The 24,180-nt window shown below is 66.6% G+C and carries 26 protein-coding genes; 9 read left to right on the forward strand and 17 right to left on the reverse strand.

Features of this window, described 5'->3' with window-relative positions:
* Positions 1 to 56: 56 nt before the first annotated feature.
* The 4 genes from HH302_RS10295 to HH302_RS10310 form a co-directional block, all read right to left on the reverse strand.
* On the reverse strand, positions 57 to 227 hold the full coding sequence (locus tag HH302_RS10295; protein ID WP_172201961.1) for a hypothetical protein: 171 nt from the start codon (positions 225 to 227) through the stop codon (positions 57 to 59).
* 164 nt (positions 228 to 391) lie between these two features.
* Positions 392 to 1,714, reverse strand: a complete 1,323-nt coding sequence (locus tag HH302_RS10300; protein WP_172201963.1) for a DUF1996 domain-containing protein — start codon at positions 1,712 to 1,714, stop codon at positions 392 to 394.
* A 122-nt stretch (positions 1,715 to 1,836) separates the two neighbouring features.
* Positions 1,837 to 2,073 (reverse strand): DUF1272 domain-containing protein, encoded by a 237-nt coding sequence (locus tag HH302_RS10305; protein WP_172201965.1) that lies wholly within the window; start codon positions 2,071 to 2,073, stop codon positions 1,837 to 1,839.
* Positions 2,066 to 2,491, reverse strand: a complete 426-nt coding sequence (locus tag HH302_RS10310) for a rhodanese-like domain-containing protein (RefSeq protein ID WP_172201967.1) — start codon at positions 2,489 to 2,491, stop codon at positions 2,066 to 2,068. Before HH302_RS10310 ends, HH302_RS10305 begins: the two co-directional genes overlap by 8 nt.
* Before the next feature lie 97 nt (positions 2,492 to 2,588).
* On the opposite strand from HH302_RS10310, the gene HH302_RS10315 reads away from it, so the two are divergent.
* Positions 2,589 to 3,578 carry a helix-turn-helix domain-containing protein gene (locus tag HH302_RS10315; RefSeq protein WP_172201969.1) on the forward strand — a complete coding sequence of 330 codons (990 nt, stop codon included), beginning with the start codon at positions 2,589 to 2,591 and terminating at the stop codon, positions 3,576 to 3,578.
* Here the strand turns inward: HH302_RS10315 and HH302_RS10320 are convergent.
* Positions 3,575 to 3,964: an S-adenosylmethionine decarboxylase family protein gene (locus HH302_RS10320; RefSeq protein ID WP_172201971.1), complete on the reverse strand. Its 390-nt coding sequence runs from the start codon at positions 3,962 to 3,964 to the stop codon at positions 3,575 to 3,577. The two genes, HH302_RS10315 and HH302_RS10320, sit on opposite strands and share 4 nt — an antisense overlap.
* 128 nt (positions 3,965 to 4,092) lie before the next feature.
* Here HH302_RS10320 and HH302_RS10325 point away from each other — a divergent pair, with 128 nt between their 5' ends.
* Positions 4,093 to 4,842: a diguanylate cyclase gene (locus tag HH302_RS10325; RefSeq protein ID WP_172201973.1), complete on the forward strand. Its 750-nt coding sequence runs from the start codon at positions 4,093 to 4,095 to the stop codon at positions 4,840 to 4,842.
* 6 nt (positions 4,843 to 4,848) lie between these two features.
* Here the strand turns inward: HH302_RS10325 and HH302_RS10330 are convergent, their stop codons facing one another.
* The 3 genes from HH302_RS10330 to HH302_RS10340 are packed head-to-tail and all read right to left on the reverse strand — an operon-like array spanning position 4,849 to position 7,126.
* On the reverse strand, positions 4,849 to 5,787 hold the full coding sequence (locus tag HH302_RS10330) for a DMT family transporter (RefSeq protein ID WP_172201976.1): 939 nt from the start codon (positions 5,785 to 5,787) through the stop codon (positions 4,849 to 4,851).
* Positions 5,784 to 6,179, reverse strand: a complete 396-nt coding sequence (locus HH302_RS10335; protein WP_172201978.1) for a VanZ family protein — start codon at positions 6,177 to 6,179, stop codon at positions 5,784 to 5,786. The genes HH302_RS10330 and HH302_RS10335 overlap by 4 nt, the downstream gene beginning before the upstream one ends.
* An 8-nt stretch (positions 6,180 to 6,187) precedes the next feature.
* Entirely contained in the window at positions 6,188 to 7,126 is a 939-nt protein-coding gene (locus HH302_RS10340; RefSeq protein WP_172201980.1) for an isoaspartyl peptidase/L-asparaginase family protein, read from the reverse strand.
* Between the two features lie 320 nt (positions 7,127 to 7,446).
* Between HH302_RS10340 and HH302_RS10345 the strand changes: the two genes are divergently transcribed.
* Positions 7,447 to 7,830, forward strand: a complete 384-nt coding sequence (locus HH302_RS10345; RefSeq protein WP_172201982.1) for a hypothetical protein — start codon at positions 7,447 to 7,449, stop codon at positions 7,828 to 7,830.
* 14 nt (positions 7,831 to 7,844) lie between these two features.
* Here the strand turns inward: HH302_RS10345 and HH302_RS10350 are convergent, their stop codons facing one another.
* Positions 7,845 to 8,162, reverse strand: coding sequence for a DUF3301 domain-containing protein (locus tag HH302_RS10350; protein ID WP_216661859.1), 318 nt, complete (start codon positions 8,160 to 8,162; stop codon positions 7,845 to 7,847).
* Positions 8,159 to 8,377 carry an RNA-binding S4 domain-containing protein gene (locus tag HH302_RS10355; protein ID WP_172201984.1) on the reverse strand — a complete coding sequence of 73 codons (219 nt, stop codon included), beginning with the start codon at positions 8,375 to 8,377 and terminating at the stop codon, positions 8,159 to 8,161. The genes HH302_RS10350 and HH302_RS10355 overlap by 4 nt, the downstream gene beginning before the upstream one ends.
* A gap of 84 nt (positions 8,378 to 8,461) precedes the next feature.
* Here HH302_RS10355 and HH302_RS10360 point away from each other — a divergent pair, with 84 nt between their 5' ends.
* Complete coding sequence (locus tag HH302_RS10360) at positions 8,462 to 9,697, forward strand: DUF1615 domain-containing protein (RefSeq protein ID WP_172201986.1); 1,236 nt, start codon at positions 8,462 to 8,464, stop codon at positions 9,695 to 9,697.
* A 48-nt stretch (positions 9,698 to 9,745) separates the two neighbouring features.
* Here HH302_RS10360 and HH302_RS10365 read toward each other — a convergent pair whose 3' ends face one another.
* Complete coding sequence (locus HH302_RS10365) at positions 9,746 to 10,183, reverse strand: pullulanase-associated domain-containing protein (RefSeq protein WP_172201987.1); 438 nt, start codon at positions 10,181 to 10,183, stop codon at positions 9,746 to 9,748.
* A gap of 90 nt (positions 10,184 to 10,273) precedes the next feature.
* Positions 10,274 to 10,861, reverse strand: coding sequence for an ACP phosphodiesterase (locus tag HH302_RS10370; RefSeq protein ID WP_172201988.1), 588 nt, complete (start codon positions 10,859 to 10,861; stop codon positions 10,274 to 10,276).
* A gap of 188 nt (positions 10,862 to 11,049) precedes the next feature.
* Between HH302_RS10370 and HH302_RS10375 the strand changes: the two genes are divergently transcribed.
* Positions 11,050 to 11,592: a cytochrome b gene (locus HH302_RS10375; protein WP_216661860.1), complete on the forward strand. Its 543-nt coding sequence runs from the start codon at positions 11,050 to 11,052 to the stop codon at positions 11,590 to 11,592.
* A gap of 84 nt (positions 11,593 to 11,676) precedes the next feature.
* Positions 11,677 to 13,257 (forward strand): diguanylate cyclase, encoded by a 1,581-nt coding sequence (locus HH302_RS10380; protein ID WP_172201989.1) that lies wholly within the window; start codon positions 11,677 to 11,679, stop codon positions 13,255 to 13,257.
* A 105-nt stretch (positions 13,258 to 13,362) separates the two neighbouring features.
* On the opposite strand, the gene HH302_RS10385 is transcribed toward HH302_RS10380, so the two are convergent.
* Positions 13,363 to 13,800: a MaoC family dehydratase gene (locus HH302_RS10385; RefSeq protein ID WP_172201990.1), complete on the reverse strand. Its 438-nt coding sequence runs from the start codon at positions 13,798 to 13,800 to the stop codon at positions 13,363 to 13,365.
* Between the two features lie 85 nt (positions 13,801 to 13,885).
* Positions 13,886 to 14,881: a DUF4105 domain-containing protein gene (locus HH302_RS10390; RefSeq protein ID WP_172201991.1), complete on the reverse strand. Its 996-nt coding sequence runs from the start codon at positions 14,879 to 14,881 to the stop codon at positions 13,886 to 13,888.
* A gap of 123 nt (positions 14,882 to 15,004) precedes the next feature.
* Here HH302_RS10390 and HH302_RS10395 point away from each other — a divergent pair, with 123 nt between their 5' ends.
* Together HH302_RS10395 and HH302_RS10400 are read left to right on the forward strand one after the other, a co-directional pair.
* Positions 15,005 to 17,485, forward strand: coding sequence for a mechanosensitive ion channel domain-containing protein (locus tag HH302_RS10395; RefSeq protein WP_172201992.1), 2,481 nt, complete (start codon positions 15,005 to 15,007; stop codon positions 17,483 to 17,485).
* Positions 17,486 to 17,634: 149 nt separating this feature from the next.
* Positions 17,635 to 19,755 (forward strand): acetyl-CoA hydrolase/transferase C-terminal domain-containing protein, encoded by a 2,121-nt coding sequence (locus tag HH302_RS10400; RefSeq protein ID WP_172201993.1) that lies wholly within the window; start codon positions 17,635 to 17,637, stop codon positions 19,753 to 19,755.
* Between the two features lie 31 nt (positions 19,756 to 19,786).
* Here HH302_RS10400 and HH302_RS10405 read toward each other — a convergent pair whose 3' ends face one another.
* From HH302_RS10405 to HH302_RS10415, 3 genes are all read right to left on the reverse strand, one after another.
* Positions 19,787 to 20,527: a hypothetical protein gene (locus HH302_RS10405; RefSeq protein ID WP_172201994.1), complete on the reverse strand. Its 741-nt coding sequence runs from the start codon at positions 20,525 to 20,527 to the stop codon at positions 19,787 to 19,789.
* Positions 20,528 to 20,589: 62 nt separating this feature from the next.
* Positions 20,590 to 21,453, reverse strand: a complete 864-nt coding sequence (locus HH302_RS10410) for an N-acetylmuramoyl-L-alanine amidase (RefSeq protein WP_172201996.1) — start codon at positions 21,451 to 21,453, stop codon at positions 20,590 to 20,592.
* 136 nt (positions 21,454 to 21,589) lie between these two features.
* Positions 21,590 to 23,080 carry a DegQ family serine endoprotease gene (locus HH302_RS10415; protein WP_172201998.1) on the reverse strand — a complete coding sequence of 497 codons (1,491 nt, stop codon included), beginning with the start codon at positions 23,078 to 23,080 and terminating at the stop codon, positions 21,590 to 21,592.
* Between the two features lie 168 nt (positions 23,081 to 23,248).
* On the opposite strand from HH302_RS10415, the gene HH302_RS10420 reads away from it, so the two are divergent.
* Entirely contained in the window at positions 23,249 to 24,172 is a 924-nt protein-coding gene (locus HH302_RS10420; protein WP_172202000.1) for a hydrogen peroxide-inducible genes activator, read from the forward strand.
* Positions 24,173 to 24,180 lie beyond the last annotated feature (8 nt).

The following is a 24,180-nucleotide window of genomic DNA, read 5'->3' on the forward strand; positions in this document are numbered from 1 at the left end:
CTGAGCACAACGGGGCAACCCGAGGACACCGCTTGGCGTCTCGCGCGCTGCGTAGCTTAGCCACGCGGAGCAGCGGCGGAGGCGACAGTCACTGGCGTCTGCACGACCGCCTGCGAGGCGACTTGCTGATAGCCGACCACCGTACCACCCACTGTGGCAGCAAAACCGGCAACGGCGATCAGGGCAGCGACGAGGGCTTGGGTCGGGCGGATGCGAAGGGCGTTCATGGCGGTCTCCTGTCTTTCACTTGGGGGCAGCATCGGTGCTGCGTTGAGTGAAGAATGGATGAGCGCCCTGGTAGCCGCGAGCGGCCTGCGATGAACTGCAGCCGGCGCGGAACAGGCTGCAGAAAACCGGCCGCAGACGGCGTGAGCCGCCTGCGGTAGCGATGTCAGTAAAGGGTGCGCCCGTCGCCCAGCAGGTAGGCGTGGCAATCCACGGCTGCCTGGTCGCAGTGCTTGATCCAGGTGTCGCGGATCTCGGGGTTCCAACCGTCGAACCAGTCGGCGTGCACCGAATAGCCGGCCGGCAGCGACAAGTCGTCGGACGCCAAGCGCCAGTTCAGCGGTGCGTCGGCAGTGCGGACGAGGTAGAGCACGTTGAGCGTGATCTCGGGCAGCGCGACCGGGTGCGTGGCCGGGCAGCCGCTGCCGGTGGGGTAGGCCATGTGGCTCTTGTGGTTGGGCGAATCGAGGTTGACGCCGTCCCAGCACTGCGGGAAGCGCACCGACATCTGCACGTTGTCGCCCACCGCGCAGTTCGGGATGGTGGCGAAGTGTTCCGGCGAGCTGCGGCAGGACCAGTTGGCGACGTCCTGCGCGCCCTTGGCCTTCATGTCGCCGGCGATCATGCGCAGGCCGGCGGGCATCGGCTTCACATCGGCCGCCTTCACGCCGCCGTAGCCGGTCTTGTAATACCAGATCGGGTCGCTCGGCACGATCGGTTTGTGGCTGACCGTATCGATCAGCGCAGGCACCCAGTAGGCCGAGCGGTTGGCGATGCCGCCCGCACAGGTGGAGTTGCCGCTGCCGGCGAGCGACTGCGCGGTGGAATACGCGTTGGTGCCGGTGTTGCCAAAGAAGGCGTGCAGGTGCGACATGCCGGGCTTGCCCGGAAACACGATCGGATCGTCGAAGGCCATGTGCGAGAAACCACAGATGGTGCGGAATGCGCCGACGCCGTCGCTGGAGGGCGTGCCGAGGTCGGTGGTGGGCTGCACCCGCAGCTCGCCATAGCCTTCGGTACCCATCGGAATCGCCGAGAGGTCGATCTGCGGGCACATCCCGCCGGCGTAACAGACATTGGGCGCCGCGATGGTGCCGGTCATCATCACGTCCGACACTTCACAGCGCTTCGTTTCGCCGGGCGCCGGGTCGCTGCCAAAGTTGGCCGCGCTGCAATGCCAGCCGGGGAAGCTGTTGAGGTAGCGCTGGATCACCCACTTGCCGTCGGTGCCGTAGCGGATCTCGCGCAGGCCCTCGAATTCACACCCGCCAAAGTATTCAGCGCTGCACGGCGACCATGAGGTCGCGGCGACCGGGTTGAGAACAGGGCGTTCGGCAGGGATCTGGCCGCTGGCAGGCGGCGTGGAGCCCCCGCTTGTACCGCCCGGCGTCGCAGTGTTGCCGGTGTCGCCAGCGCCGCCACCGCCGCAAGCCACAAGCAGCACGCAAGCCGTGGCGACAACCGCCAGGCCGGCCCACCAGGCATTCATTCGATCTTCGATTCGCATTGCTCGGCGCTACGGCAGGCTGGATTCGGGCGCGCAGTGTAGCGAAGCTGGTAGCGCCTATGACAAACGGCTGACGAGCGGTGCGGCGTCTGCCCCGGCAGCTGTCAGTCCGGGCAGGGCTTATGGATGCGATGGTCCGATGCAGGATTGACGTCCAGCTTTTCAGCCGGGCGTCGCGGGCGCCGTAGCAGTTCGCCACCACAGTTGGGGCAGAGGCCCTGCAGGCGGTGATCGGCACAGTCCGCGCAGAAGGTGCATTCGAAGCTGCAGATGCGGGCCTCGGTGCTGTCGGGCGGCAGGTCGCAATCGCAGCACTCGCAGTTGGGGCGGAGCTCAAGCATGTTCGGCCACCTTGCCGGGCTGCTCGCCGGTCGCGAATTCGAAGCCTTCATCGGCCCAGCCGGTGATGCCGCCGATCATCTCCTTGACCGGCAAGCCCAGTCCGGCGAGCCGCAGCGCGGCCTTGTTGGCGCCGTTGCAGTGCGGGCCGGCGCAATACACCACGAACAGCGCGTGCGCCGGGAAGCGGCGCATCACGCCCTCGGTGATCTTGCCGTGCGGCAGGTTGATTGCGCCCGGAACATGCCCTTGAGCGTACAGCGCCGGGCTGCGCACATCGAGCAGCACGAAGTCCGGCGCGCCGGCGGCGAGGCTGGCGTGAACATCCCAGCAATCCGTCTCGAAACCGAGGCGGGCGGCGAAATGGCGCAGGGCTTCATCGGGCGACGCGGCTGGAACAGTTGCAACCGGGCTTGGCATGGTGGGCTCCGAACGGGTTTGGGTGCTGCAATTGTGGCCAAGCACGCCGGCACGCTACAGTGGCGGCGACGACACAGATCGGTGCATTACCGCCAACATGAACACCACGCCTCTGGTTCTCGCAGTGCTGCATCCGCGCGTTGCTCTGTTCGAACTGGGCATCGCCGCGGAGCTGTTCGGCCTCGCGCGGCCCGAGTTGGGCGTGCCGTGGTACCGCTTCGAAACCCTCATCGCCGGCGAGGCTGCGGCGCAGGCCGTTGGCTCACTGCGGCTGACCAGTGACGGCGGCATGGACGCCATCGACCGTGCAGACCTGATCGTGATTCCCGGTTGGTCCACCGACGCCGCGCCGCCCCCAGCCGAACTGCGCCGCGCACTGCAGCGTGCCGATGCGCGCGGCGCGCGCTTCATGTCGATCTGCTCCGGCGCATTCCTGCTGGGCCATGCCGGCCTGCTGAACGGGCGCCGCGCAACCACGCACTGGCGCCACTGCGAGCGTTTTGCCGCACTGTTCCCGCAGGTTCGGCTCGACCCGGATGTGTTGTATGTCGATGAGGGCCGCATCCTCACCGCGGCCGGCAGCGCAGCCGGCATCGATGCGGGCCTGCACCTGATCGCGCAGGACTACGGCAGCGCAATCGCCAACCGGGTCGCGCAGCGCATGCTCGTCACGCCGCATCGCGACGGCGGCCAACGCCAGTTCATCCCGGCCGCTTACCCGCAGCGGCGCAGCCAGCGCTTTGACGCGGTGCTCGCATGGGCGGAAGCGCATATCGCCGAGCCGCTGAGCGTCGCGACACTCGCCCGGCGTGCCGCGATGAGCGAACGCAGCTTCCTGCGCCGCTTCCAGGACGCCACCGGCCTCACCCCGATGAGTTGGCTCAGCCAGCTGCGTATCGGCAGGGCCCGCGCGATGCTTGAGTCGAGCGACGCGCAGCTGGATGCCATCGCCACCGCGTGCGGCTATGGCTCGCCGGAATCGCTGCGCGCGGCGTTCCGCCGCGAAGTGGGGCTGTCACCCGCCGCCTACCGGCAACGCTTCAGGATGCGCAACGCACCGGGCGCAGCGGCAATCACGCCCCCCTAGCTCGGCGGCTGCATCAGTGCGCCCCGCTGCAGCCGGTTGCGACACAGGCGCTGGGGCTGAAAATGCGCCAGCAGGGCTTCGATCAAGGCTTCGGCGCGCGCGGAGTTATCCGCCGAGTAATTGCAGACGTAGGCATCGAGCGTCACCCCGCGGAGCTCCGGCCAGGTGTGCACCGCGAGGTGCGATTCAGCCAGCAGCAGCACGCCGGTGATGCCGGCGGGCGCGGTGTCCGGCGCAGGGAAGCGGTGGAACAGCTCCGACACCACGGTCAGCCCCGCCGCCAGCGTCTCAGCCCGGCAGACCGCGGCGAGCGCGCCGGTATCGGTCAGCAGCGTCAGATCGCAGCGGCAGTCGAGCAGGTCGGCGGTGAGATGGAGTCCGTGCATCGCGGCAGTTTGTGGGGGTCCGGCTGCGATGGTGCCACAGCAGCGCGCCAGATCGCAGTATGCTGATAGGGTCAGCGGGCTCCGCCGTCAACGTGGTGCTCGCCGCCCCGATCCAGCCAGGAGTCCGCATGGACGTACTGCACGATACAGCTCGGCCCGCCCAAGGAAGCGGCTTGGGGCAGGTCGCCGACACACTGCTGCACCTTGGGCCGCGCCGCGGCCTGCTGCTTGCCACCGCGTTCGCGGTGCTGCTGTCGCTGGCGCTCACGCTCGCGGCCTATGTGGTGGTTGGGCGCCTGCCAGGCGTCGCCCCCTTGCTGATCGCCGCGCTTGCGCCACTAATCGTGATCCCGCTCTGCGTGGCGCCCTTCCTGCGCCTGCTGCACACGCTCGAGGCCATGCGCATGGAACTCGCCCGGCTGTCGCAGATCGACGAGACCACCCACACCTACAACCGCCGCTTCTTCCTGCAGATGGCGCAGCGCGAGTTCGACCGCGCCCGCCGCTATCACCACCCGCTCGCGATCGTAATGTTGGAGATCGAAGACTTTGCGGCCATCGTCGCGCGGCACGGCCATGTCGCGAGCGACGCCGTGCTGCGGCGCATGGCGGGCATCGCACTCGGCAGTACCCGCACGCTCGATGTCGTCGCGCGCTTCGAAGGAGCCCGCTTCGCGCTGCTGCTGCCCGAGACCGACGGCGCCGCCGCAGACCTTGTCGCCACCCGGCTGGCGCATGAACTGGCGGGCGACCCGGTGCAGTGGACCGGGGGCGAGATCATCGCCAGTGCGCGTAGCGGCAGTGCCCAATTGCAGCCCGAAGACGAAGCGCTCGACAGCCTGCTGCGGCGCGCCGAACTCGCGCAGCGCCGCCACTAAACCCGCTCACACGCCACGCTGGCGTTGCACCGCCCAGACTGCCGCTACAACCCCGGCGAGCATCAGCGCCATGCCGGCCAGCGCCGGCAATGCGGGCATCTCCGCACGCCACAGAAAAGCGTAGGCAAACGCCGCGAGCGTTTCGAACACGATCAGCTGGCCGCTCAGCGCAGCAGGCAGCAGACGACTCGCGCGGTTCCAAAGCAAAGTGCCCAGCCAGGATGCAAACAGGCCCATCGCCAGCATCAGCATCAAGTAGCGCTGCGGTTGCGGGCCGAACGGCAGCGCGTAGCCCGCTGGTCGCGCCACAGCAAGCGTCGCGACAAAGCCGAACAGCGCGAGCGGCAGCGTGGCGAGCCCCTGCGCCGTGGCCCAGGTGCTGGAACCCAGCGTGGCATGCTGCTTGAGCCAGCGAGCATTGCGGATCGGATACCAGGTCCAGCACAGCAGTGCGCCGAGCGCAAACAGCACGCCAAGGCCGTAGTGACGCCCGGCGCCCGGCGCGAGGCGGGCGAGTTCCTGCTGATTGACGAGCCCGATGCCAAGCCCGATCAGACCCAGCGCCGGCAACAGGCTGCGCCAGGGCAAGGTGGCGTCGCGCGCATTGCTCAACAGCGCAATCACCACCGGCAGGGTGCCGATGATCAGCGTAGGCAGGGGCGCATCGGCAAGCTGGATCGCGCTCGCAAGACACAGGTAGTAGAGGATGTTGCCGGCCAGCGCCAGCTCGAAGGCCATGCGCCAGTCGGCGGCACGCAAGCGCGCCAGCGCGGCTCGGTCGCGCCAGGCGAGCGGCAGCGCGATCAACCCGAAAGCCAGATAGCGCCCGAACGCAAGCAGGGTCGGCGGATAGTCGGGGAGCATCCGCGGCGCGACAAATACGAGCCCCCACAAGAGGCCCGCACCCAGCGCGCACAGCACGCCGGTGCCAAGTGCCTGCTTCATCCGGTGACTCGGCGCAGCCAGCGTTCCAGCGTGGGCAAGCCGTTCGGAAAACGTGGTGGCGCCAGCGCGAGTCCCAGCAGCACGCCGCAGCTGTTTGCCAGCATGTCGAGCGGATCGTAGGTGCGATAACCCGTCATGCCCTGCAGGAATTCGAGCACCACGCCCATCGACACAAGCAGGCCCAAGGCAAGGAAGCGCGAACGCCGCGCGTACAGCAAGCGGGTGAACCAGCCTGCCAGCGTGCCGTATGCGATGAGGTGGCCGCTCCAGTTGCCCGGATCGCCCGGCACTTCGGGCGGCTTGGGTTCGAGCGAGAAGAAGATCACCAGGGCGACAAGCGCCCAGCCCATGCCCCACCACAGGCGCGCACGCTCGAAATGCGGGGCGCTCATCGGTCCGCTCATACCGCGTCCTCGCGATAGATCGCCACCTGCACGGCACCGCCCTCGCTCACCGCTGCGCGATACATGCCCTCGCTGTTGAATGGCATTGCAATTTGACCGTTACGGTCGACCGCGATCACACCACCGGTACCACCAAGCTCGGTCAGCGTCTCACGCAAGGCCGATTCGGTCGCTTGCGCGAGCGATTGCCCGGCCAGGCGCATGCGCGCCGAGATCTCGTGCGCGACCGCGCCGCGCACGAAGGATTCACCGTGCCCGGTGCATGACACCGCGACGGTGTCGTCGGCCCAGGTACCGGCACCGATCACCGGGGTGTCGCCAATACGGCCCGCCATCTTCGCCGTACGCCCGCCGGTGGAGGTGGCGGCAGCGAGGCACCCCGCCGCGTCGCACGCGACTGCACCGACGGTGCCGTGGCGGACTTGCTCGGAGGCTTCACTTTCGCGCCCACCCGCCGCGATGCGTGTCAGCTCCCGCTGAAGTGCCTGCCAGCGCGCCTCGGTGTAGAAGTAGTTCGGCAGATCGAGCGCCAGACCACAGCGCTCGGCGAATCGCTCGGCCGCTTCGAAGCCAAGGGTCACATGGGGCGTGCGGCGCATCACCTCGCGCGCCAGCTTCACCGGGTTCCGCACACGTCGCAGGCCGGTCACCGATCCGGCCGCGCGTGTGCTGCCGTCCATCACCGCGGCTTCGAGTTCAACGAAGCCGGCCTCGTTGAACACCGCGCCGCGCCCCGCGTTGAAACGCGGGTCGTCCTCCAGTGCCACCACGGCCGCCTCAACCGCATCGAGCGCAGGGCCGCCGCGGCGCAACACCGCATGACCGGCTTCGAGTGCGGCCGCAAGGCTGGCGCGCAGCGCGACCTCGTCGCCGGCGCTCAAGTCACAGCGCCGGATCGTGCCGGCGCCACCATGGATCGCAAGTGAGAAACGCATTGTCGACTCGACACGTGGGGGGGGTTGCAATTGTAGGCGCTGCGCGGCGCTTACATCTGATTGCACCTCCACCCGCGGCAAGCGCACATCGCAACCGCGCAGCCACTAAGGTGTTGCACTTTCATCCACGCGGTCTCTTGAACATGTTGCGCGCCTCACTTTTCAGCCTTCTTGTCGCGGTAGTCGTCGCCGGTTGCGCGACGCAATGCGGTCCGGACGAAAGTCGTCGGGGGCCGCCATCGGGTGAGGGGCGATCGCAGCGTGGTGGCCCCGGCGGGCAACGCGGCGGCGCAATCGAGCAGCCGCAGGATTCGCTCACGATGCAACTGGAGCTGGTGCACGATGCGCTGCGGTTGGATCGCCGTCAGGAGGCGCTTTGGCTCGCCTATACCGACCGCCTGCAGGCGCTGTTGTCTGACATGCAGCGCCCGCGCGCCGTATCGGCGCAGGGTGACGCACTGCATCGCGTGGAGGACCGCATCGCCCCCTTGCGCAACCGCCTCGCCGCACTCGACCAGATCAGCGCCGCAGCGGGCGATCTCTACCGGGTGCTCGACGAACGTCAGCGCGGCGTCGCCGATGAAATGCTGCCGGCGACGGTGCCGTTGCTCGCCGACCGGATCGAGATGGAAAACAGCCGCAACGGCGACATGCGTGGCCCCGGCGGCGATATGCAGCAGGGCGGCCAGCGCCGCCGCCGCTGACGTCATGCCGTGCCCTAGTGCAGCACGCGCGGCCCCGTGTAGAGGCTGACCACCTCGGCGCCGGTCAGCGTGACCTCGCCATTGCGGCGGTTGTCGCCGGTATCGGAATACTCGAAGCGGTAGGTACGCTGCAGGCGCAGCTGGCCATCGTCGTTGCGGGCCAGCCGCAGCTTGGCGATCGCCACCGTCTCGTCGAGCAGCTGCAGGCCTTCGCGCTCGCACTGCCGGCGCGCCGCGACAATGCCTGCATCACGCGCGCGCAGGCTATCGAGCCAGAGCCAGACCAGGCCGGCGAGCAGGAGCAGCGCAGTGAGTTCCCAGCCGCCAATCATGGGCGCTTCACGCGGATCGTGGCGCCCGCTGCGCGGACGACTTCACCGCCAACGAGCTTGCGTTTCTTGCGTGTTTCGACCTCGCCGTCGACCGTGACGACACCGTCGGCGATCATGGTCTTGGCATGGCCGCCAGACTGCGCAATGGCCAGCAGCTTGAGCAGATCGCACAGCGCGACATGCTCGCGGGTGAGGGGGAAGACGTGTTCGGACATGATCAGTGCGCGAAGTGGGGCCAGCGCCTAGCTTACCGCGTCCGCTGCCTTATCATCCGTCACCCGATGCAGCGCCGCGCCAAGATGATTCGCCCCGTCCTTCAAGCCCTGATTCCGGCCCTGCTCCTGGCCGCCTGCGTGACCGCGCCACAGGGTCTGCCGCCCGAGAGCCCGTCGATCGAAACCCCGCCAGCTCCGCAACCAGGCGCAGCGCCGGGCATCGTGATTCCGCCGGCGGACGCAGGTCGGCCTTTGCCGCCGGTCGTGCCGGTTCCACCACAACAGCCACCACGCCCGCCTTATCCCTCAGAGCGCGAGGGCGTCGCGCAGGTGCTGCGCCTGATTCCACCCAAAGCTACCGACCGCAACGGCTGGGCAGAGGACATCTTCCGCGCCTTTGCCGCGCAACAGCTCGCGCCGACCCAGGCGCAGTTCTGCGCCGCAATCGCAGTGATCGAGCAGGAGTCGAGCTTCGTTGCAGACCCGCCGGTGCCGGGCCTCGGCCACATCGTGCGCGAGGAGCTCTACCGCAAGGCCGCCGGCTACCTGGTGCCGCCAGTCGTTGTCGACATGGCCCTGCTGAAGCCCTCAAGGGATGGCCGCAGCTACGGCAAACGCATCGATGCGCTGCGCACCGAGCGGGAAATGAACAGCCTGTTCAACGAGATGGTCGCCGAGTTGCCGGACTTCGCGAAGGCGCTCGGCAACAAGAATCCGATTCGCACCGGCGGGCCGATGCAGGTGTCGGTGAGTTTTGCCGAGGACTACCTGCAGACGCATCGTTACCCGTATCCGCGTCGCGGCACGGTACGCGACGAGGTGTTCACGCGGCGCGGCGGGGTCTATTTCGGCATCGCCAACCTGCTCGACTATCCGGCGAGCTATCCGTCGCCGCTGTATCGCTTCGCCGATTTCAACGCCGGCCGCTATGCGTCGCGCAACGCGGCATTTCAGGCCGCGGTGGCACGCCTTTCGGGGCGGAAGCTCACGCTGGATGGCGATTTGCTGCGCTATCGCGATGGCCAGGCCTTGCGCGAGCAGAGCAGCACCGAGCTTGCGCTGCTCGGTCTGGCGGGCAAGCTTGGCCTGAACGCCAGCGAGATCCGGCGCGATCTGCTGCTCGAAAAGTCGGCGGCTTTCGCACAGAGCCCCTTGTGGCTGCGTGTGATGGCGCAGGCGGACCATGTCGCGGGCAAGCCTGTGGCGCGCGAGTTACTGCCGCAGATTCAACTGCAGAGCCCGAAGATCACGCGCAAGCTCACCACCGAATGGTTTGCAAAGCGTGTCGACGGCCGCTGGCAGGCCTGCATGCAGCGCTGAAATGAAAAAAGCCCGCATCAAGCGGGCTTTTTCTCGGGTGGCCGGGGTTCAGCCCTTCGGGCGTGCCGAGTAGAGCTTGCATTCGCCCTGACGGATCCAGACTTCCTGGCCCTTGTGAGCAAGGTTCGACGAGAGTTCGAGCTTCTGGTCGTTCGGGCAGTTCTTGTTGCCCTTGCCGTCGGTGATGAGGAATTCCATCATCGTCGCGCCCTCGCCGAGTGCGACGTCGTAGAACACGCCGTAGCTATCCTTGCGGTTGAAGCGCCAGTTGCCCGGCCACTTCGGCGCGCCGTTGCGCGGGCCTTTCCATGCGTAGACGCCCCAGCCCTCGTAGTCCTTGTTGTCGCGCGCGTAGTGCACGCGCAGCGTCCACGGCTGCAGGCCGGTCGGCTTTTCCGGCAGATCGGCCGGATCCTGTTCCTGAGCAAAAGCCGCCGAAGTGCCAAGCAGCGCAACGGCAAGCAGCGAAATCATTGTCTTTTTCATGGTGTCCGGAGTCCGGTGTGGTCGATCTGGGAAATTTTCTCAGGGGATTGCGTCCCGAATCTTGATCGTAGTTGCCTCTCCGGGTTTCGATCAAGAGCCGCGACGCCGGCTGACAACAAATTGCAATGCATCGGGCAGGAAGGCGAGGCAATCCGCCTCGAAATCGTCGTAGGCAGCGTGCAGCTCGGCGATCGCCCCCGCAAGCGGATTCGGCTGCCGCGCGCGGCGCAGGCTCATGCCATCCAGCGCGGCGCCGACATGCTCGGTCTCGACATAAGCGGCAAGCCAGTCGTGCCGCTGCATGCGCGGCAACACCACGGCAAAGCTCGCAGGCAGCGCCGCGGCCCGCGCCGCCGCTTCGGCATAGAGCTGGGCGGTGAACAGCGTCAGCGGCGAAGAATGGAAACGCGACCAGTGACGCGCGAGGAAATGGTCATAGAAGAGATCGACGAGGATGCCGGCGTAGCGGCGCCGCTCCGCGCTGACGCGTGCGCGGCTCGCGCGGAAGGCCGGATGCTGTTCCGCCCACACGTCGATCGCGCGGTGCAGCGCGACCCCGGCGGCGAGATCCGGCGGCAGATCGCCAGGCAACGGCCCCTTGACGAAGTCACCGGCAAGCCCGCCAACGCGGTCGGCCGCCGCGTCCCCGGCGAGCCAGGCGTGGGCGAGGTAGTTCATGACAAGCTCTGAAACGCACTCATAGTGCGAGGGTGCGCGCATGCCGGCCTTTCGCGCAAACCCTGCCTGAGCAGACTTAGCTTGTTGCAGGTCAAGGCGCCCTCCGTTGCAGCTCGCTAGCGTGGCCGGACGCGCTGCGGGCGTCTGTCGCCCTTGCGGCCGGAAACCGGGGGAGGTGGATGATGGGATTGGGGAATACGGATCAGCAATTCGGGCCGGTGGCGCGCGCGCTGCACTGGTGGAGCGCGCTTCTGGTAATCGGCGCCATCGCGCTGATCGAGGCCAAGGGGTGGTTTGAGAAAGGCAGCGACACGCGCGCCTTGCTCGGTCTGCTGCACATGCAGGCCGGCGCGCTGATCTTGCTGCTGACCGTGCCGCGCATCGTCTGGCGCTTCACGCAGCCGCTGCCCCCTATCACCCCGGCGCCACCACCGTGGCAGGACGGGCTCGCGCATCTGATGCACTTCGTCTTCTACGCCGCACTGATTGCACTACCGATCAGCGGAGTGCTGATGAAGCAGGCCCATGGCGACGCCTTGGTGTTGCTTGGCATGAGCCTGCCCGCGCTGATCGCGCCCGATCCGGGCCTGCGCGAGTATCTGCATGAGCTGCACGAACTGCTGGGCAACGCGATGATCGCGTTGATCGTGGCGCATGTGGCGGCCGCAGTGGTGCATCACCGCGTGCAGCGCGACGACACCCTGACACGCATGTTGCCGGGTAAAGGCTGAAACGCCGTGCATTTCGGCCAAAGGATTTGTGCTCAAATGCCGTAAAGTCGGTTTGTTACACATTACGCACGAACTCCCCCCGAGATGATCAACCGCGTCGAACTGCATTCGGCATGGAATGCATTGGTCCAGGCTTGGCGCCCGGTCTGGCAGGCAAGCCATGACATGGCCCGCTGGCAGGCCTTCGCGACGCATTGCGAACGGCTCGCGCAGCTGGCCCATGCGGGGGAGCTGGCGGCGGTTGAAACCGCCATGGCACCGCTGGTGGATTTCCTCGCGACGCTGCGCACGCCAGGGGACGCAGAGAAGGCGCGGGTCGATCAGCTGCTGCCCGGCGTCTTCGCTGCCGTGCGTTCAGCGCTCGCCGAACGCGCCCGTCAGCCGGAGCGTGTACCGGGCGATGACAGCCTTCCGCTGGTCGTGATGCTGGCGCGTGACGGCCAGGCCTACACCGACCTGGCCCAGCAGATGGAACACTACGGCTACAGCTTCAAGGTGTTCAGCCAGTATCGCCACGGCGTGCGCTACGCCGCGATGAACCGCGCGGTGGCAGTGATCGCGGAACTCAGCGGCGAGCTCGACGCGGAAACCACGGCGGTCATCACCGAGATGAACCGCTGCAATCTGAAGTGGTTCGCGCTATCGCCCGAGGGCAGCTTCAACATCCGGCTGCAGGCGGTGCGGCACGATGCGCAGGGCTTCTTCGTTGCACCGATGTCGGTGTCGGCGCTGGTCGACGCGGTCGATCCGCTGGCCTTCGAGTACAAGGACGAACCCTACCGCGTGCTCACGCTGGACGACTCGCCCACGGTACTTGCAACCGTTGAACGCATCCTCGGCCAGTTTCCGAACATCCATGTGCGCGGCCTGCGCGAACCCTCGCGCATCCTCGAAACGCTGATGGATTTCGCGCCGGATGTGCTGCTGCTGGACTTCCACATGGACGGCTGCACCGGCCTTGAAGTGGCGCGCATCATTCGCCAGAACAAGGCCTTCGAGTCGATCCCGATCGCCTTCCTGACCAGCGAGACCAGCGAATCGATCCAGCAAGAGGCGATGCGCCAGGGCGGCGACGACTTCCTGACCAAGCCGATCTCCGCCGCGCAACTGGTAAACGCGGTGGTGAGCAAGGCCGAGCGCTACCGCGGGCTGCGCCGCCTGATGGTGGAAGACAGCCTGACCGGTCTCTACAACCATGTGAAGACCAAGACGCTGCTGCAGCAAACGCTGCTGCTGGCTGACCGTCAGGGCGTGCCGGTGAGCTACGCGATCCTCGACATCGACCACTTCAAGCAAGTGAATGACACCTACGGACACACCACCGGCGACAAGGTGATCAAGTCACTCGCGCGCTACCTGCGCTTGCGCATGCGGCGCTCGGACGTGGTCGGCCGATACGGCGGTGAAGAGTTCGTCGTGGTGCTGTTCGACAGCACGCCTGAAGACGCACTGGAGCGTGTGGAAGCCCTGCGCCGCGGCTTCAGCGGAATCTTCCACCAGACCGATCAGGGCCTGTTCGCGGCGAGCTTCAGCGCCGGCATCGCACACTTCCCGGCCTACCCGACGATGATGGAGCTGATGGTCGCGGCCGACGATGCGCTCTACGCCTCCAAGCGCGCCGGGCGCAACCGCTGCACGCTGGCGGAACGCAGCATCCCGGACTGACGTTCAGGCGCTCGCTGGCGGTTCGCCAGCGTTGCAGCGCCCAATCCGATCCCGCTGCACCGACGCGGCGGCCCGGGCCGCCACGATGGCAACGCCAGGCGGGACTCAGGCCGGCCGAACTGGCGCCATCACCAGCGCATCACCTTGCAGCACCGGTTTGCCGCCCACGCTGCAGACGCAATCGAGCTCGATGCGGTTCTTTTCGCGGTCCACCGATTTCACCGTGACGCTCGCGGTGACGGTATCGCCGAGCTTCACCGGCCGGCGGAAGCGCAGCGACTGGCCGAGATACACGGTGCCTGGGCCAGGCAGGTGATTGCCGAGCAGCGCGGAGATCAGGCTCGCCGTCAGCATGCCGTGCACGATGCGGGCGCCGAACTGCGTTGAGGCGGCGTAGTCCGCGTCGAGGTGCACCGGGTTGGTATCGGTGGAGACGTCTGCGAAGGCGCGCACGTCGGCGTCGGTGAAGGTCTTGCTGATGCTTGCAGTCTCGCCCGCCGCGATCTCATCGAGGTAGCGCGGGGCGGAAGGGGTGACACTCATGCGGAACTCCGGCTCGAAAGGAATAGCGGATTGTGCGCGCGATGCGTCACAGCACATCGCTGCAGATCAAGACCTGGCCGGCCTGCTAGGGCGCCGGCCGCTCGGGCAAGCCCGCGCGGATACGCTGCGAGAAATCAGGCGACGAACCGGCCTCGCGGGCCCGTGCGGTGATATCGCTGCGCACGCGTAGTTCGGCCAGCGGCATGCTGGTGTTGATGACCTTCTCCTCGTACGCGAGCTCGTCGAGGTGGCCATTCGCGAGAATGCGCCAGTCGGTGAGCTTGCTGATGCCGAACACATGCTTCACGTTCTTGAAGATCATCGTCGTGCAATTGCCGGTGAGCGCGTTGTACCAGGCGGGGTGGCTGGCGAGCTCGTTGAACTCCTCGACGTAGCCTTCGAGCAACGCGCGCGCGGCCGCTGGCGAGGTGCCGAGCTTGTAGAGCCGGATCTGCTCGTTGCGGTGATTGGTCCGCACGCCGAGCACATCGCGCTCGTCGGCGACCACGTAGTACAGCTCGAACTGGCGGAAGAAGCCGAGCAAGGCGGAGTATTCCTCACCCTTTTCCTTGCGCGTCTCGATCGACACCGCGAGCGGCGGCGCATCGTCAAACTCCCACACCATGATCGTGTGGCCGTACTGCGTCGGGCCCCAGAAGCTGATCGCCAGATCCAGCCCACGCAGCTTCGTCAGGTCGTAGCGGCGGATTTCCCAGTGCGGCTCAAAGTCGGTGTCGCTGCTGCGATAGGCGAAATTGCGCACGTTATGCACGGTCAGGATGTTACCGTCGATCGTCGCGGTCGGCGGGTTCGCCACATCCGGCAGCCAGTCGCGCTGGTTGCTCGCCGGAATCGCCAGCCACCACATCAGCACCACCGCAAACGCAGCGATCGCGGCCAGGGCACCGCGGCGGAACGGGCGAATCCGCACCAGCAGCGCGATCACCGCGCCAGCGTAAAGCCCACACAGCCCTGCCGCCACCGGGCGCGACGCGGGGCCGTCAATCCACAAGGCCGCGACAGCCCAGAGGCTGACGAGAACGGCCACCAGGCCTAGCAGGAAGCGTGCGATCGGGCGCATGCAGAATCTCCGGACGTGAACGCGGTGAGGTTAGCCGCTTGGCCGGCACTTGTCTGCACTAAGTCATGACAAGCGCTGGCAGCTTGCCCACAATGCGCCGCAAACGCCTTTACTAGGATCTGCATGTACACACGCGCCCTGCTCGCCGCCATCGCCCTGCTGACCACCGAAGTGATCGCCGCACCGATAGCCGGCATCGCTGGCGTGATGGACGCGGCGGGCGCTTCGCAATCGGCGCCGGCTGCGCACAGCCCGGCCAATCCGGATGCGATGGACGCCGCAAGCATCACCGCCCGTATGAAGGCTGCGCAGGATGCACTGGCGCGTGCGGACAACCGCCAGGCGGCCGACGAAGCGCTGCCGCCCGGCATACCGCCCGAGCTGCTCAGCGAGCGCCGCTACCTGCTGCAGCAACAGGTGACGGCCTACGCCTTGCAACTCGACATGATCCGCCGCGCCGAAGCACTCAAGACCCGCGCGGAAATCATCTCCGGCGCCGACGTGATGACGCCGACGGACGAACTCGGCAAGCCGCCGTACTCGATCGTGCTGGTTGATCGCCTGCGGCAGCAGTTGCAGACGGTGGCGCTGGCGGTCGATTCGATCGAAGCGCAGCAGCTCGTGGTGGCCAAGGAACGCGAGATCGTCACGCGCGACTACGACGCCGCGGAGCTCAGCCGCCGCCAGAGCTTCGAAGCGCTGGAACGCAACCGGGTGGCCGGCGATCTGCCACGCCTGCGCTGGCTATGGCAGTTTTCCGAGCTGCGCGCCCATAGCCATGGCGCCCGCTTGCAAGCCCTGCGGCAACAGGAAGGGGTACTGGCGACCGAACTCGCCCAGACAAGCAGCGCCTTCCGCGAGCTCGAAGCGCGTGTGGCGCAGACTGAGAGCAAGGTGCGCTTCAACGCGGCGGACCGCGAAGTGCTGTTGGCCCGTCAGGCCGAACGCCGCACCGCACTGGAGGGCGAGCTGGCGAACGCGCGCGCAGACGCAAACGCACTCGAACAGAGCCTGCGCCAACGCCAGCAGGAACGCGACGAACAGCGGGACACGCTGGTCAAGCTGCGGGCCGCGCTGGATGCCGCGCGCAACCAGATGAAGACGCCGGGCGCGGCGGGCGGCAAGGACAAACACAGCCATACGGTCAGCATCGCCGAGCTGGAAGCCAAGATCGCGCGCCTGAACGACAGCATGACGCAAGCGCAGCGCCTGCTCGAACTCGAGCAGGTGCGTGCGATGACCGCAGGCGACAAGATCGACATCCTGACCCGCCTCATCGAATCGCAGCACTTCCAGCATGTGTTCTGGGATCTGCGCTATGCGGCCGAGCAGCCCGGCGCCACGCAAGCCACCACCGAAGCACTGCGCAATGGCGTGCGCGAACTGACCGAGCGGATCAAGGAACCGTCGCGCAGTCTGCGGCATGAGCTGCAACTGACCCTCGATCAGATTTCGGCAATGCAGGATCGACAGGCGAACGCAACGCCGGAAGAAGCCGCGCTGATCCGGCAGACCATCAACGCCATGCAGGATCGGGTGCAACTGCAGTTGCGCGGCCTGACCGAGGTGGGCCAGCTTCGCCTGATGGCCACCCGCTGGAGCGAGGAATTCAACCGCGAAGCCGCCGACCGCAGCGCCAAGGCAAGGCTGGACGCGATCCGCAACGAGGTTGTCGACACCGTCGGCGACATCTGGTCCTACGAGTTCACGACCGTCAGCGACACCGCGATCGTCGACGGTCAGACGATTGCCACGCAGCGTGGCGTCACCGTGGGCAAACTGGTCATTGCACTGATAACGCTGTTCGCCGGCTTCTGGCTGGCGCGGCGCGTGGCGCGCTTGTTCAACAACCACATCCATGCGCGCTTCGGCATTCCGTTGCAGACGCTCAACACCGCCAGCAACTGGGTGCTCTCCGGCGTGTTCGCGATGCTGTTCGTGATCAGCCTCGCGATCGTGCGGATTCCGCTCACCGTGTTCGCCTTTCTCGGCGGCGCGATCGCGATCGGTGCCGGCTTCGGCATGCAGACGCTGCTGAAGAACCTGATGAGCGGGCTGATGCTGCTGGTCGAACGCCCGTTCAAGCTGGGCGACACCGTCGAAGTTGCCGGCAAGCGCGGCACCGTAACCGACATCGGCGTACGCGCCAGCACGATCCGCAACATCGACGGCATCGAGACCCTGGTGCCGAACGCAAGCTTCATCGAGCAGGAAGTCACCAACTGGACCTACACCTCCGGCAAGGTGCGCTTCGCGGTGAAGATCGGCGTGGCCTACGGCTCACCCGCACGACGCGTGGCCGAACTGCTGCTGGAGGTGGCCCAGCGCCACGGCAAGATCCTGAAAGACCCGGAGCCCGAGGTACTGTTCGAGGACTTTGGCGCCGACGCGCTGAACTTCGGCCTCTATTTCTGGCTCGATCTGGATGCCGGCACCGCAGGGCGGATCGTCACCAGCGACGTGCGTTTCATGATCGACAAGGCCTTCGCCGAAGCGGGAATCGTGATCGCCTTCCCGCAGCGCGACGTCCACCTCGACACCTCGCGTCCGCTGGAAATTCGCATGCTCGACACCGCGGCGCCAGGCAGCCCGGTGGCGACTTGACTGGCCTCAAGCCCGGCCAACACGCACCGTGACAAGCGCGTCGGGCGCACCGCAGAATGAGTTCGTTGCCAGCGCGTGATCCGCCTTGCGACGTGTCCATCGAGACCATGAATCAAGACCGGCACAGACCGGCAACCGGGGGAGAAACCATGACTGCGCCACTGCGCTGCGCTCGCATCGAAGACTCGATCGATGCGCTGATTGACCGTGTCGGCAAGAACATCGTGATGGCGATGCCGCTCGGCATCGGCAAGCCCAATGCCTGGATCAACGCGCTCTACCGGCGGGCGAAGGCGGATCCGACGCTCAAGCTGAAGATCTTCACCGCCCTGTCGCTGGATCGCCCGCGCGGCAAGAGCGCGCTGGAACAGCGCTTCCTGGGGCCCTTCGTCGAGCGCGTGTTCGGCAACTACCCGGACATGGACTACTCGATCGACGTCAAACGCAACGCGTTGCCGCCTAACGTCGAGATCTGCGAGTTCTTCCTGAAGACCGGCGAGTATCTCGGCAACGCCAACGCACAGTCAAACTACGTGTATTCGAACTACACCCACGCGGTACGCGATGCGCTGGCGCAAGGCGTGAACGTGTTCGCGCAGGCGATTGCGGTGGAGGACACGCCAGACGGACCGCGCTATTCGATGTCGTGCAACACCGACCTGACGATCGATGCGCTGGAACAGGCCAATCGCGACGGCGTCCAGCACATGCACCTGATCGGCGTCGTGAATCGCGAATTGCCCTTCATGCCGAACGACGCGCTCCTGCCCGAAGAGGACATCTCGATCCTGGTCGACGATCCGGCATCCACGCACACGATCTTTGCGCCGCCCAACATGAAGGTGGACGACCAGGACTACGGCATTGCGCTGTATTCCAGCAGCACCGTGAAGGACGGCGGCACGCTGCAGATCGGTATCGGATCGCTCGGCGACGGCATCGCGCATGCGCTGATCCTGCGCGACCGCGATAACGCCACCTACCGGGCGATGCTCAAAGCCCTCGGTGGCCCGCTGCATGCCGGCCACAACTACCAGGAGGCCTTCACGGAAGGCCTCTACGGCTGCAGCGAGATGTTCGTGAATGGCTTCATGGAGCTGATCGACGCCGGCATCATCCGCCGCGAAGTGTTCGACAACGTCGCGCTGCAGACGCTGCTGAATGCCGGCAAGGTCGGGCTAATCCCGGACGAAGCCATGCTCGAAGCCCTGCTCGAAGCCCGAGCGATCGGCTCGCCGCTGTCGCGGGCCGACTTCGACTTCTTGCACCACTTCGGCATCCTGCACGCCGATGTGCGGCTCGAAGACGGCGCACTGCTGCGCGGTGCCGAGCGACTCCCCGCCACTCCGGCCGATCCCGCAGTACGCAAGGAGATCGCCGCCCGGATGCTGGGCGAGCGACTCACGCACGGGCGCCTGATGCACGGCGGCTTCTTCATCGGCCCGACGCATTTCTACGACCGCCTGCGTACCATGCCGCGCGAGCTGCTGGCCAAGATCAACATGACGCGCATCAGCTTCATCAACCAGGTGATGGGTCAGGAGCAGCTCGCCGCCACGCATCGGCGCGACGCCCGCTTCATCAACACCACGATGATGGTGACGCTGCTCGGCGCAGCAGTGTCGGACGGACTCGACACCGGCAACCTCGTGTCCGGCGTGGGTGGCCAGTACAACTTCGTCGCGATGGGCCACACCCTGCCCGGCGCACTGTCGATCCTGATGTTGCGCTCCTGGCGCATCGGCAAGGACGGCAAGCCGACCTCGAACATCGTCTGGAACTACGGCCACGTCACGATTCCGCGCCATCTGCGCGATGTGTACATCACCGAATACGGGATCGCCGACGTGCGCGGCCAGTCCGACGCCGATGTGATCAAGCGCCTGCTGGCCATCACCGACTCGCGCTTCCAGGACGAACTGCTCGCCCGCGCCAAGGCCAACGGCAAGATCGCGCAGGACTATCAGATCCCGCCGGAGCAGCGGCAGAACCTGCCCGAGGTGCTATCGCAGCGCCTCGCCGAGTTCCACCAGCGCGGCCTGCTGCCGGACTTCCCCTTCGGCACCGATCTCGATGCGACCGAGCTCACGCTCGCCAAGGCGCTGATGAAGCTCAAGGCCCAGCAGAAGTCACCGCTGTCTCTGGTCGGCTCCCTGATCCGCGGAATCTCGGCGACACCAAAACCCGAACTGCTCGCACGCATGGGGCTGGATCAGCCGAAGGATTTAAAGGAGAAACTGATGCGGGCCTTGGTGGCGGGGAATTTGTAAGACCGGCCGCCGCGCGCATCAGCCATCCGGATCAGCGGCCCTTGGCGGGTTCCTTCACGATCCCGCGCAAGGTTCGCTCCATCTCGCCATTGCACAGCTGCCGATAGCGCTGTGATTCTTCCACCGAGTCGATGATCGCGTGCTCGCGGTCGACCTGGTGGAAGTTCGCTTCGAGCTGCGCCATCCAGCTGACGCGGGCACGCTCCAGCACCGCTTCGCGGAGTGCGGCCGGCTCGCCCATCCACGGCGGCGCGCCGCCCTCCTGGGCGCGCAGGCTTTCTTCGACGAAGCGGGCCGTCTTTTCGAGCTGGGCCAGGTTGGCGGCGACATGGCGCTGTTCATGCGCCAGCACTTCATCATGGCCGCAGGTGCCGGGCGGGAACTCGGTGGCGACGTACACCTGCTGGTTGAGGATCAACTTCACTTCAATGCGCGAGCGGATGCAGCTGCGCGCGCCGTTGCGTTCGCGCAGTCCCTGGTAGCTCCAGCGCATGTCGTAGCGCTGCCGCACCTGGGTCAGCCCAACCACCACTTCGCCGGCCTTTAAGGGTTGCTTGCGCAGCACCGCAAGCTCGGCGGCGCTGTGTGCGAGATCCAGTGGCGGTGTTTCGAGTTCGGTGAGGACGCGGATCTCCACCGGCTGCAGTCGCGCCTCGCACAAGGCCGCAAAGGCGTCCGGGCCCCGCTGCGTGCCCTCGGCATATGCCACGTTGGCGACAAGCCCGAGCAACAGCGCCAAGCGGGAGAAAACGGGACGGATCGATCTGAACACGATACGCATCGGCAACGGCGGGGCGCCCATTCTGGCAGCCCCGCAAGCGCGATGCGAGGGTGTCAGCCAGCCTTCTTGCGCTTGGCGGCGGGTTTCTTCACGGCAATCGCACGCGCCGCACCGGCGTTGAGCGGTTCGATGAACTGGTTGTTCACCCAACCCTCGATGTCGGTATTGCCGACCACCTCGACACGGTTCCAGCGATCGCCCGCCTCCAGCAGCACGAGCTCGGTGCCCTTCTTCAGGGCGGGCGCCACTGCGGGGAATTCGGCACCGGCACCGGCGCGGATGTTGAGGCTGCTGGCGGTCACGCGGTAGTGCGGCGCGCTGTCGTCGGCACGCCCGTGCATGCGTCCGCGCAGGGCTTCGAGCGGGAAGGCCGGGCCGGGGTCGGTCTTGCGGCCGCGTGCAATGTCCTCATGGCCCAGGATGTCTTCCAGACCGTAGCGCGCCACCAGCAGTTCCGCCAACTCGAAGGCGCGCTCGATCTGCACCGCGGTGTAGGCCTGCCAGGGCATCACCGGCCCGCCGTACTTGTGTGCGGCGATTACCACCTGATCCTTCGGCACCGGTTTGCCAAAACTGGTCTGGAAACTGTCGCCCACCTGCCGCAGGCCGCCAGCGTTATCCATCTCGATGCCGATCGAATGCTGGTTGAGGCCAATCACACCGTTCCACTGGCTCACGCCGGCATGCCAGGTGACGACATTGAAGGGGGCAAGCTGGATGATGCTGCCGTCGCGCGCCAGCACGAGGTGGGCGGAAGCCTTCGCGGCAGGGTTGCACAGCCAGTCGGCCGAACTCTGTGCCGAGGCGCCGCCGGTGAAATGCATGATGAGAAAGCGCGCGGTCAGCGCACCACCGCGGTTCGGTGTTTCCTGCTTGCGCACCTGGTCGCCGGTGAGCCAGTGGTTTCGGATGTCCATGATTCGCCCCGTCCGCGCGCAGCGATTGCCGCGCCTCAGTCCTAGGCGTAGACGGTGCTCCGTGAAGAGTCAAACCGCCCATGAAAAAGGGCGATGCGGTCACCCGCATCGCCCTCTGGTTCGCAGTCGGCGCGACTTACTTCAAACGCACCGGTATGAACAGACGCTGATTGCCGCGCAGCACCAGCAGCGCAAAGCGATCACCCGCGGCATCCAGCCGCGCCGTCATCTCCTGCATCGTCGTAACGCGCTGGTTGTTCACCGCGATGATCACGTCACCGGGGCGCACGCCCGCCTGTGCCGCGGGGCCAGCCACGTCCTCGACCAGCAGCCCGCCCGGCACGCCGAGCTTGCCGGCTTCGCGCGATTCGAGCTGACGCAGTGCGAGGCCAACCTTGCCACTGGGCTTCTCGCCACCCTTGCCAGCCGTCGGCTTGCTGCCTTCGCCCGGCATCTCGGCCAGCGTCGCGGTGAATTCGCGGCTGGCCTTGTTACGCCACACCTGCAGCTTCACCTTGTCGCCCGGCTTCAGGTCGCCGATCACGCGCGGCAGGTCGGTCGATTCCTTCACTTCCTGACCATTCACCGCGAGGATCACGTCGCCCGATTCCAGGCCCGCCTTCGCAGCGGGGCCATCGGGCTCGACCTGCGAAACCAGCGCGCCCTTGGCTTTGTCGAGGCCGAAGGTCTGCGCCAGGTCGTCGTCCATGCCCTGGATCAGCACGCCGAGACGACCGCGCTGCACCTTGCCGTACTTCTGCAACTGGTCGCGCACCTTCATCGCGGTGTCGATCGGGATCGCGAACGAGATGCCCATGAAGCCGCCCGAGCGCGAGTAGATCTGCGAATTGATGCCGATCACCTCGCCGTTCAGGTTGAACAACGGGCCGCCGGAGTTACCGGGGTTGATCGCGACGTCAGTCTGGATGAAGGGCACATAGGTTTCGTCCGGCAGGCGGCGCGCCTTGGCCGAGATGATGCCGGCGGTCACCGTGTTGTCGAAGCCGAACGGCGAACCGACCGCGATCACCCATTCGCCGACCTTGGCATGCTCGGCGTCACCGATCTTCACGGTCGGCAGGTTCTTCGCGTCGATCTTCAGCAGCGCCACGTCGGTGCGCTTGTCGACGCCGACCACCTTGGCCTTGAACTCGCGCTTGTCGGTCAGGCGCACGGTCACTTCGGTTGCGCCATCCACGACGTGGGCGTTGGTCAGCACATGGCCGTCCGGGCTCACGATGAAGCCGGAGCCGACGCCTTGCTGCACGCGCGGCTGACCGCCCTGCTGGCCACCCTGGCCGGGCACCGGCACACCGAAGCGGCGCAGGAAGTCGTAGAACGGGTCATCGGCAAACGGATTCTCGCCGGCGGTCTCACCGCCGGAAGCGCGCACGCTGGAGACGGCGATGTTCACCACCGCTGGCCCCACCTGTTCGACGAGGGCCGAGAAGTCGGGCAGGCCGGCACGCGCCGTGGCGGTGGCCGTGCTGCTCGCCGCGGCAACCGGGGCCGAGGCCAGCGCGCTGGCATGCGAGGTCGATACACCGGGCCCTTCCTGCAGGCATCCGGCAAACGCCACCGCAGCCACACTGGCGAGCGCGAGCGAACGGGGTAGCGTCATCTTCATCTTTGCATCTCCGTATTGGAATGGAAGTGGGATTATCGATGCGACACCGGCGACCGCAATCCGGCCGCTTACATGGCATTACAAACTGGGGATGCCTGTTGCAATTTTCAAGCCGGTACGGCGTCAGGGATACAATCGCAGGCTCCCTCCCGGCACCGGAATCGCTTCGTGACGCTCACCGATCTGCGCTACATCGTGTCCCTCGCACGCGAACGCCATTTTGGCCGCGCGGCGGAAAAATGCCACGTCAGCCAGCCCACGCTGTCGGTGGCGGTGAAGAAGCTTGAAGACCAGCTCGGCGTGATGCTGTTCGAACGCAGCGCGGCCGACGTCAAGCTGACCGAAATCGGCGCGCAGATCGTGGCGCAGGCCGAACGCGTGCTGATGGAAGCGCAGCAGGTGCGCGAGATCGCCGAAGCCGGCAAGGACCCGCTGTCCGGGCCGCTGCGCCTGGGCGTGATCTACACGATCGCACCCTACCTGCTGCCGCGGCTGATTCCGCTGATGCGCGAGCGCGCGCCGCGCGTGCCGCTGATCATCCAGGAAAACTACACCGCCAAGCTCACCGAGGCGCTCAAACGCGGCGAGCTGGACGTGATCGTGATCGCGCTGCCCTTCGTGGAAAGCGGCATCGTCGCGCAGGCGGTGTATGACGAACCCTTCCGCGTCGTGATGCCGCCGGGCCACCCGTGGGCCGCGCTGCCCGAGGTGCCGGCCAGCAAGCTGATGGAAGAACCGCTGCTGCTGCTGGGTGCGGGCAACTGCTTCCGCGACCAGGTGCTCGAAGCCTGCCCGCGCTGCGCCAACCCGAACGGCGGCAGCGGCTTGCAGAAGACGCTGGAAGGCAGCTCGCTCGAAACGATCCGCCACATGGTCGCGACCGGCGTCGGCGTGACGGTGCTGCCAAGCGCCGCCGCCGACGGCCTGAACACCGCGCACGGCCTGGTCGAAGTGCGCCCCTTCGTCGACCCGCAACCGCATCGCACGGTGGCGATCGCGTGGCGTGTGACCTATCCGCGCAACGGCATCATCGACGTGCTGCGGCGCGCGATGCTCGACACCGCGCTGCCGGGCACCAAGCCGCTGCGCTGAGCAAGGGC

This window comes from Niveibacterium sp. COAC-50, from assembly GCF_013184235.1.
Lineage (GTDB): Bacteria > Pseudomonadota > Gammaproteobacteria > Burkholderiales > Rhodocyclaceae > Niveibacterium > Niveibacterium microcysteis.

Coding starts and splice junctions, on each gene's coding strand:
- HH302_RS10305 (WP_172201965.1), bottom strand. CDS start 2,073: ATGCTTGAGCTCCGCCCCAACTGCGAGTGCTGCGATTGCGACCTGCCG.
- HH302_RS10315 (WP_172201969.1), top strand. CDS start 2,589: ATGAACACCACGCCTCTGGTTCTCGCAGTGCTGCATCCGCGCGTTGCT.
- HH302_RS10385 (WP_172201990.1), bottom strand. CDS start 13,800: ATGAGTGTCACCCCTTCCGCCCCGCGCTACCTCGATGAGATCGCGGCG.
- HH302_RS10300 (WP_172201963.1), bottom strand. CDS start 1,714: ATGAATGCCTGGTGGGCCGGCCTGGCGGTTGTCGCCACGGCTTGCGTG.
- HH302_RS10390 (WP_172201991.1), bottom strand. CDS start 14,881: ATGCGCCCGATCGCACGCTTCCTGCTAGGCCTGGTGGCCGTTCTCGTC.
- HH302_RS10360 (WP_172201986.1), top strand. CDS start 8,462: ATGATTCGCCCCGTCCTTCAAGCCCTGATTCCGGCCCTGCTCCTGGCC.
- HH302_RS10400 (WP_172201993.1), top strand. CDS start 17,635: ATGACTGCGCCACTGCGCTGCGCTCGCATCGAAGACTCGATCGATGCG.
- HH302_RS10320 (WP_172201971.1), bottom strand. CDS start 3,964: ATGCACGGACTCCATCTCACCGCCGACCTGCTCGACTGCCGCTGCGAT.
- HH302_RS10365 (WP_172201987.1), bottom strand. CDS start 10,183: ATGAAAAAGACAATGATTTCGCTGCTTGCCGTTGCGCTGCTTGGCACT.
- HH302_RS10380 (WP_172201989.1), top strand. CDS start 11,677: ATGATCAACCGCGTCGAACTGCATTCGGCATGGAATGCATTGGTCCAG.
- HH302_RS10310 (WP_172201967.1), bottom strand. CDS start 2,491: ATGCCAAGCCCGGTTGCAACTGTTCCAGCCGCGTCGCCCGATGAAGCC.
- HH302_RS10330 (WP_172201976.1), bottom strand. CDS start 5,787: ATGAAGCAGGCACTTGGCACCGGCGTGCTGTGCGCGCTGGGTGCGGGC.
- HH302_RS10295 (WP_172201961.1), bottom strand. CDS start 227: ATGAACGCCCTTCGCATCCGCCCGACCCAAGCCCTCGTCGCTGCCCTG.
- HH302_RS10335 (WP_172201978.1), bottom strand. CDS start 6,179: ATGAGCGCCCCGCATTTCGAGCGTGCGCGCCTGTGGTGGGGCATGGGC.
- HH302_RS10325 (WP_172201973.1), top strand. CDS start 4,093: ATGGACGTACTGCACGATACAGCTCGGCCCGCCCAAGGAAGCGGCTTG.
- HH302_RS10345 (WP_172201982.1), top strand. CDS start 7,447: ATGCAACTGGAGCTGGTGCACGATGCGCTGCGGTTGGATCGCCGTCAG.
- HH302_RS10355 (WP_172201984.1), bottom strand. CDS start 8,377: ATGTCCGAACACGTCTTCCCCCTCACCCGCGAGCATGTCGCGCTGTGC.
- HH302_RS10415 (WP_172201998.1), bottom strand. CDS start 23,080: ATGAAGATGACGCTACCCCGTTCGCTCGCGCTCGCCAGTGTGGCTGCG.
- HH302_RS10340 (WP_172201980.1), bottom strand. CDS start 7,126: ATGCGTTTCTCACTTGCGATCCATGGTGGCGCCGGCACGATCCGGCGC.
- HH302_RS10370 (WP_172201988.1), bottom strand. CDS start 10,861: ATGAACTACCTCGCCCACGCCTGGCTCGCCGGGGACGCGGCGGCCGAC.
- HH302_RS10395 (WP_172201992.1), top strand. CDS start 15,005: ATGTACACACGCGCCCTGCTCGCCGCCATCGCCCTGCTGACCACCGAA.
- HH302_RS10350 (WP_216661859.1), bottom strand. CDS start 8,162: ATGATTGGCGGCTGGGAACTCACTGCGCTGCTCCTGCTCGCCGGCCTG.
- HH302_RS10410 (WP_172201996.1), bottom strand. CDS start 21,453: ATGGACATCCGAAACCACTGGCTCACCGGCGACCAGGTGCGCAAGCAG.